Origin of the sequence: Terrimonas pollutisoli, from assembly GCF_029360765.1 — a bacterium.
Classification (GTDB): Bacteria; Bacteroidota; Bacteroidia; order Chitinophagales; family Chitinophagaceae; genus Terrimonas_B; species Terrimonas_B pollutisoli.
Genome location: NZ_JARKNA010000042.1, coordinates 1 through 8,711 on the forward strand (window position 1 = coordinate 1; position 8,711 = coordinate 8,711).

General features: G+C 47.2%; 2 protein-coding genes. Both read right to left on the reverse strand.

The window, feature by feature from the left end:
- On the reverse strand, positions 1-7,732 hold a 7,732-nt coding region (locus tag P2W73_RS26130; protein WP_276505055.1), incomplete at its 3' end, for a hypothetical protein.
- 164 nt (positions 7,733-7,896) lie between these two features.
- Positions 7,897-8,711, reverse strand: an 815-nt coding sequence (locus P2W73_RS26135) for a hypothetical protein (RefSeq protein WP_276505056.1), incomplete at its 5' end; no start/stop codon positions are given.

The window sequence follows — 8,711 nt, forward strand, 5'->3', positions numbered from 1 at the left end:
CACACTGTCCTGCATCCGGGGTAAATGTATAAGTAGTGGTTCCAATCGCGGAAGTAGAAACAGCCGGTGACCAGGTTCCTGTGATGCCATTATTAGATGTTGTTGGCAATACAGGAGCTGTTGCATTCAAACAAACATCATTGACCGGATCAAATGTTGGTGTGATCTGATCGGTAACAGTAATAGTAAGTGTTGCTGTGCCTGCACACTGACCTGCATCCGGGGTAAATGTATAAGTAGTGGTTCCAATCGCGGAAGTAGAAACAGCAGGTGACCAGGTTCCTGTGATGCCATTATTAGATGTTGTTGGCAATACAGGAGCTGTTGCATTTAAGCAAACATCATCCACCGGATCAAATGTCGGCGTGATCTGATCGGTAACAGTGATAGTAAGTGTTGCTGTACCTGCACACTGTCCTGCATCCGGGGTAAATGTATAAGTAATTGTTCCGATAGCAGCAGTGCTTACAGCAGGTGACCATGTACCGGTGATACCATTATTGGAAGTAGTTGGAAGAACCGGAGCGGTTGCATTCAAACAAACATCATTGACCGGATCAAATGTTGGTGTGATCTGATCGGTAACAGTAATGGTGAGTGTTGCTGTGCCTGCACACTGACCTGCATCCGGGGTAAATGTATAGGTTGTTGTTCCCTGGCTTGCTGTGCTTACAGCCGGTGACCATGAACCTGTAATACCATTATTGGATGTTGTTGGCAATACAGGAGCAGTTGCATTTAAGCAAACGTCGTTGACCGGATCAAATGTTGGCGTGATCTGATCGGTAACAGTAATAGTAAGTGTTGCTGTACCTGCACACTGACCTGCATCCGGGGTAAATGTATAAGTAGTGGTTCCAATCGCGGAAGTAGAAACAGCCGGTGACCAGGTTCCTGTGATGCCATTATTAGATGTTGTTGGCAATACAGGAGCTGTTGCATTTAAGCAAACGTCGTTGACCGGATCAAATGTTGGCGTGATCTGATCGGTAACAGTAATAGTAAGTGTTGCTGTACCTGCACACTGACCTGCATCCGGGGTAAATGTATAAGTAGTAGTTCCAATCGCAGCAGTAGAAACAGCCGGTGACCAGGTTCCTGTGATACCATTAAGTGATGTAGTTGGAAGAACCGGAGCGGTTGCATTCAAACAAACATCATTGACCGGATCAAATGTTGGAGTGATCTGATCGGTAACAGTGATAGTAAGTGTCGCTGTTCCTGCACACTGACCTGCATCCGGGGTAAATGTATAAGTAGTGGTTCCGATAGCTGCAGTGCTTACAGCCGGTGACCAGGTTCCTGTGATGCCATTATTAGATGTAGTTGGAAGAACAGGAGCTGCAGCGCCTGAACAAATAGCTGCAACCGGATCAAAGGTTGGAGTGATATTCGGATTGACTGTTACCGTTACAGTAGCCGTAGTAGCACACTGACCTGCATCCGGCGTAAAGGTATAAGTAGCCGATGCTGTATTGCTGACAACAGCAGGATCCCATGTACCTGTTATTCCATTGTTGGAAGTAGTTGGAAGAACAGGCGCTGCATCACTGGAACAGATAGCTGCAACCGGATCAAAGCTTGGTATAATGTTCGGATTAATCGTTATAGTTAATGTGGCAGTTGTTGCACATTGCCCTGCAGTTGGCGTAAATGTATAGGTTGTAGTTCCAGCACCTGCCGTGCTCACCGCAGGGTTCCATGTACCAGTGATTCCATTGATAGAAGTCGTTGGTAAAACAGGAGCAGTGCTGTTTTGACAAACATCCGCCACAGGCTCAAAGGTTGGTGTTACCAACGGATCAACCGTGATGTTTAAAGTAGTTGTTGTTGCACATTGACCGGCATCCGGAGTAAAGGTATAGGTTGTTGTGCCCGGAACATCGGTGCTTACAGCCGGGCTCCATGTGCCGGTGATTCCATTGACAGAAATAGTTGGTAAAACAGGAGCTTCGCTGTTTTGACAAACATCATTAACCGGCGTAAAGGTTGGTGTTACCAGCGGATCAACCGTGATGTTTAAAGTAGTTGTCGTTGCACATTGACCTGCATCCGGTGTAAAGGTATAAGTTGTTGTTCCCGGGGTAGCTGTATTTGCCGCAGGACTCCATGTGCCGGTAATTCCATTGATAGAAGTAGTTGGTAAAACAGGAGCCGTACTGTTTTGACAAACATCATCTATCGGCGTAAACGTTGGAGTTACGAGTGGATCAACGGTGATGGTTAAAGTAGTTGTTGTTGCACATTGACCTGCATCCGGCGTAAAGGTATATGTTGTTGTTCCCGGCGTACCTGTATTTACCGCAGGGCTCCACGTACCGGTAATTCCGTTGATAGAAGTAGTTGGTAAAACAGGAGCCGTACTGTTTTGACAAACATCATCTACCGCCGTAAACGTTGGAGTTACCAGCGGATCAACCGTGATATTTAATGTAGTTGTTGTTGCACACTGTCCTGCATCCGGTGTAAATGTATAAGTTGTTGTTCCCGGCGTACCTGTATTTACCGTAGGGCTCCATGTACCGGTGATTCCATTGATGGAAGTAGTTGGTAGAACAGGAGCCGTACTGTTTTGACAAACATCATCTACCGGTGTAAAGTTTGGCGTTACCAGCGGATCAATGGTGATGCTTAACGTAGTTGTTGTTGCACACTGACCCGCATCCGGTGTAAATGTATAAGTTGTTGTGCCCGGTGTTGCAGTGCTCACGGCAGGGCTCCATGTACCAGTGATTCCGTTGATAGAAGTGGTTGGTAAAACAGGAGCAGTGCTGTTCTCACAAACATCATCTACTGGTGTAAACGTTGGTGTTACCAGCGGATCAACGGTGATGCTTAATGTAGTTGTTGATGCACACTGACCAGGATCCGGTGTAAATGTATAAATGGCACTCGTTGTATTGCTGACTGTCGCAGGATTCCATGTACCGGTTACACCATTGATGGAAACAGTTGGAAGAACAGGCGATTCATCACCGGAACAGATAGGCGCAACGGCATCGAAGGCCGGTGTAATGTTGGGGTTAACTGTTACAGTGATAGTTGTCTCCTCCGCACACTGACCGGCATCCGGTGTGAATGTATAGGTTGTTGTTCCTGGTGTGGCAGTGCTTACCGCAGGACTCCAGGTACCAGTGATTCCGTTGATAGAAGTGGTTGGTAAAACAGGAGCAGTGCTGTTCTCACAAACATCATCTACTGGTGTAAACGTTGGTGTTACCAGCGGATCAACGGTGATGCTTAATGTAGTTGTTGATGCACACTGACCAGCATCCGGCGTAAAGGTATAGGTTGTTGTTCCCGGAACATCAGTATTTACAGCAGGACTCCATGTGCCGGTAATTCCATTGATGGAAGTTGATGGTAAAACTGGAGCAGTACTGTTCTGACAAACATTATCCACCGGTGTAAAGGTTGGTGTTACCAGCGGATTAACCGTGATGGTTAAAGTAGTTGTTGTCGCACACTGACCGCCATTCGGTGTGAAAGTATAAGTTCTTGTTCCCGGTGTAGCAGTACTTACAGCAGGGCTCCATGTACCAGTGATTCCATTGATAGAAGTAGTTGGTAAAACAGGAGCCGTACTCTTCTGACAAACATCGGCAATAGCGTCAAAGGTTGGCTCAGTCAGATCTGTTACAGTGACGGTTAAAGTAGTTGTGGTGGCACACTGATTTCCATCCGGTGTGAATGTATAAACTCCGCTTGCAGTATTGCTGACAGTAGATGGGCTCCACGTACCTGTGATACCGTTAAGAGATGTAGCTGGCAAAATTGGAGCGATATCTCCACTGCATATCGCAGGAATGGAATTAAACACAGGTGCGATTTGCGGTTGCACCGTAATGGTCAACGATTGAGTGGTAGCACACTGGCCTGCATCCGGTGTAAATGTATAATTGGCACTTGCTGTGTTGCTGACAGTAGCAGGATTCCACGTACCGGTTATACCATTGTTGGAGACGGTGGGAAGTACAGGCGATTCGTCACCGGAACAGATAGGTGCAATGGCGTCAAAGTCCGGTGTAATGTTCGGGTTAACTGTTATAGTGACAGTTGTCGGCTCAGCACACTGACCCGCATTTGGAGTAAAGGTATAAGTAGCCGTTGTCGTGTTGCTGACTGTTGCCGGGCTCCACGTACCTGTAATTCCGTTGTCAGATGTACCCGGAAGATTAGGTGCTGCAGAATTGGCGCAGATGGTAGTAGCCAGGTCAAAAGTTGGTGTAACGCGGGGATCAATAGTTATACTTAATGTCGTTTCTGATCCGCACTCATCCGCATCAGGTGTAAATGTATACACTGTCGTTCCTGGATCGTCGGTATTGATAACGGCAGGATTCCATGTACCACTTATGTTATTGGTCGATGTGGTCGGCAGAGCGGGTGCTGTTGCATTTTGACAAAGCGGCCCTATTGCATTAAAGAGTGGCGTTACCTGGTCTGCGATAGTAATGCTCATTGTAATTACTGTTCCGCATTGACCATCATCCGGCGTAAAAATATAATCAGTTGTTCCAACATCAGCCGTACTGATGGTGGCAGGATTCCATGTACCGCTTATGCCATTGCTGGATACAGCCGGTAATTCCGGAGCGGTACTGTTAAGACAAAGCGGCCCCAGGTTCTCAAACACAGGAGTGATCTGGTCAGTGACTGTAACGGTGATTGTTGTTGTGGCGGCGCATTGCCCTTCATCCGGTGTAAATGTATAGGTGCCGTCGGCAGTGTTGCTTACGACAGCAGGATCCCATGTGCCTGTAATTCCATTGAGAGAAGTAGTCGGCAATGCCGGTGCTGTTCCATTTTCGCAGATAGCAGGTATCGGGGCAAATGTTGGCGTTATTGGATCAGTAACGGCAACATTTAGCGTAACGGTTACAGCGCATTGCCCTCCATCAGGTGTGAATGTATAAGTAGCCGATGTTGTATTGCTGACGGTAGCCGGATTCCATGTACCGTTGATTCCATTGTTGGAAGTTGTTGGTAAAACAGGAGCTGTGTTACCGGAGCAAATAGCCGCTATCGCATCAAATGTTGGAGTGATGATTGGATTTACAGTAATGGTAATAGTAGTACTTGTGGCGCATTGTCCTCCATTGGGCGTGAAAGTATAAGTACCGCTGGTTGTATTGCTTACCGTAGCAGGACTCCATGTACCCGTGATATTATTGGTAGAGGTGTTGGGTAGAATCGGTGGAGCTGCATTGGCACAAATCGGATTGATTGCATCAAAGGTCGGTTCGGTCAGATCCGTTACGGTGATGTCTAAAGTAGTTGTCGTTGCACATTGACCAGCATCCGGCGTAAATGTATAAGTTGTTGTACCCACGTCGCCAGTATTAACCGCCGGTGACCAGGTTCCTGTTATTCCATTGACTGAAGTTGTCGGCAATACTGGCGCTGTTGCATTTTGACAAACAGAAGGTATGGCGTTAAATGCCGGGGTAATGATTGGGTCAACCGTAATACTTAAAGTAGTTGTCGCTCCACACTGGCCCGCATCCGGTGTAAATGTATACGTTGTTGTACCCGGAGTTGAAGTACTTACTGTTGATGACCATGTACCGCTGATTCCATTTGTTGAAGTAGTTGGCAATACCGGTGCTGTGGCATCCTGGCAAACATTATCAATTGCGTCAAAGGTTGGCGTGATCAGGTCGGTCACGGTTATGGTCAATGTAGTCGTTGTAGCACACTGACCCGCAGCCGGTGTGAATGTATAAGTGGCCGATGTAGTATTGCTCACCGTTGCGGGACTCCATGTACCGGTAATATTATTGGTAGATGTTGTCGGCAAAGTTGGCGCTGTTGCTCCTGAACAGATGGGAGCTATCGGATCAAATGTGGGAGCAATGTTCGGGTTAACGGTTACTTCCAATGTGGTCGTTGTAGCACATTGGCCTGCATCGGGTGTAAATGTATAGGTTGCCGATGCTGTATTATCAACTGTTGCCGGGCTCCATGTACCGGTAATACTATTGGTAGACGTTGTTGGCAAAGTTGGTGCGTCTTCGCCGGAGCAGATGGGCGCAATAGCATCGAATGCCGGAACAATGGTCGGCGTTACGGTTATAGTTAAGGTAGTTGTTGTTGCACACTGACCCGCGGCCGGTGTAAATGTGTATGTAGCCGATGTGGTATTGCTGACCGTTGCCGGACTCCAGGTGCCGGTAATATTATTGGCAGATGTGGTTGGTAAAGTTGGTGCGTCTTCGCCGGAGCAGATGGGCGCAATAGCATCGAATGCCGGAACAATGGTCGGCGTTACGGTTATAGTTAAGGTAGTTGTTGTTGCACACTGACCCGCGGCCGGTGTAAATGTATATGTAGCCGATGTGGTATTGCTGACCGTTGCCGGACTCCAGGTGCCGGTAATATTATTGGTAGATGTTGTCGGCAAAGTTGGCGCGGTTGCTCCTGAACAGATGGGAACTATCGCATCAAATGTTGGAGTAATGCTTGGGTTAACGGTTATGTCTAAAGAAGTTGTTGTGGCACACTGACCGGCATCTGGTGTAAATGTATAAGTAGCTGAAGCGGTGTTGTCGATTGTAGCCGGGCTCCACGTACCACTAATATTATTAGTTGATGTGGTTGGAAGCGTTGGTGCCGTTGCTCCCGAACAGATAGCTGCTATAGGATTGAATGTTGGAACGATGTTCGGGTTAACGGTAATGTTTAACGTAGTTGTTGTTGCGCATTGGCCCGGATCTGGTGTAAACGTATAAGTAGCCGAAGTTGTATTATCAACTGTTGCCGGGCTCCAAGTACCGGTGATATTATTGGTTGATGTGGTTGGAAGTATTGGCGCAGTTGCTCCTGAACAGATCGGTGCAATCGGATCAAATGTTGGAACGATGTTCGGGTTAACGGTTACTTCCAAAGTAGTCGTTGTAGCGCATTGTCCTGCATCGGGAGTAAATGTATAAGTAGCCGATGTTGTATTGCTGGCGGTGGCCGGGCTCCATGTACCGGTGATATTATTAGTTGATGTGGTTGGAAGCACCGGCGCAGTTGCTCCTGAACAGATCGGTGCAATCGGATCAAATGTGGGAACAATGTTCGGATTGACGGTTACTTCTAATGTGGTTGTTGTCGCACATTGTCCTGCATCGGGAGTAAACGTATATGTCGTTGTTCCTTCAGTGGCGGTACTAATGGTTGCCGGTGACCATGTACCGGTGATACCATTCAATGATGTTGTTGGTAAAACAGGCGCTGTTGCATTCACGCAGAAATTATTCGCGACATTGAATTGCGGAGTGACCTCTTCAATAACATTAAGTGTTAGTGTTACTACTGAGTCGCAACCATGGACAGTCTGTAATGTAACCGTTCTTGTTCCAGCAGCGGTTAACGTTTGTCCATTCCAGGTATAAGGCAGTTGTTGTTCGCAAATTGTGATGGTCTCGCTGGTGACTGCAGGCGGATACACATAAACAGTGCCTGATTGTATATCTCCTTCGCAACCGTCTGCCGATCGTTCCTGCACCGTGATGAGGAATTGACCGGCGGTATTCCAGGTAATCGTTATTGCATTAGTAGTGGTGGTTTGCGTGACTCCATCTATTTTCCAGGTGTAGGTTGAAGGAACACTTGGATCATTCACAGAATATGTCCTGGTGGTCCCAACACATACATGGTCCGGCATAGCCATTTGGGCCGATGCCTGTGAGACACCGAACAGTAGCAAAGCCAATACAATGATATGTTGTAACCTTTTAAACATTATCGTCAATCATGCGCTTTATAATTGGAGCACTTGCGTTATCTTTTATTTTTTGTTATCAAAACAAAGCGCTACATGCACACTGCTTCGATAAGGAAGCAGGTGTGCATGTTTGCAGCTTTTGTGTGCTTTAATATGGGTTCATTTCTTTTTTGCTTTTCATTTTAATTATGGGTGATTGGTGTTGTTATTGGTGTCGGGTTAAGGGTTACTGTTGTTGTGCAGGTGGAAACATTGCCACATGCATCCGTAACGCTCCATGTTATTGTTGAAACGCCAACATTAAAGGCTCCACTTGCATCTGTGCCGGTACCGCTTCTTGTGGTTGCTCCTGTGACCTCGTAAGCAATAGCTAATTCTCTGCTGCAGTCATGTGTTACAATAAGTGCAGGGATAGTATAATAGTTGGCAGCTACTACGCAGAAGGTTTGTAAAGGAGGACAAGTTAATTGCACTGGCGGTGCTGGAGTCACCGTATAGATGGCATCCACTGTAGCGGTCTGACATTTATCAGTGATTGTCCAGGTGATGGTTACACTACCGCCCGCACACAGGTTGATCGATTGGTTAGTAAAGTCACTTGTTACTTGCGGAGCACAACCACCTGCTGCTGCAATTGCAGTGGTTTGTTGTGTTACCCATGCTGCTATTGCTGCATCCAGGGCTGCCTGGTTGGTATACGTACAGGAGGCAACAGTGGCATCGGTTGGTTCAGTATAGGTCACCGGTGCTGGTGCTGTTACGGTAAATGTTGCTGTTGCCGTTGGCGCCTCGCAAAGATCGGTAGCAGTAAATGTCACCGTGAAGACACCGCCGGTGCAAAGTGTACCGGCACCTGTTGCATTATTGGTAAGAACCGGAGCACAACCACCCGTTACAGAAGCTGTTGCCAGCCATGCCTGGAAGGCAGCATCCAGTTCGGCCTGTGTTGCAAAGTCACAGGTATTAACTGTAGTAGCAACCGGTGTAGTGATCTGTA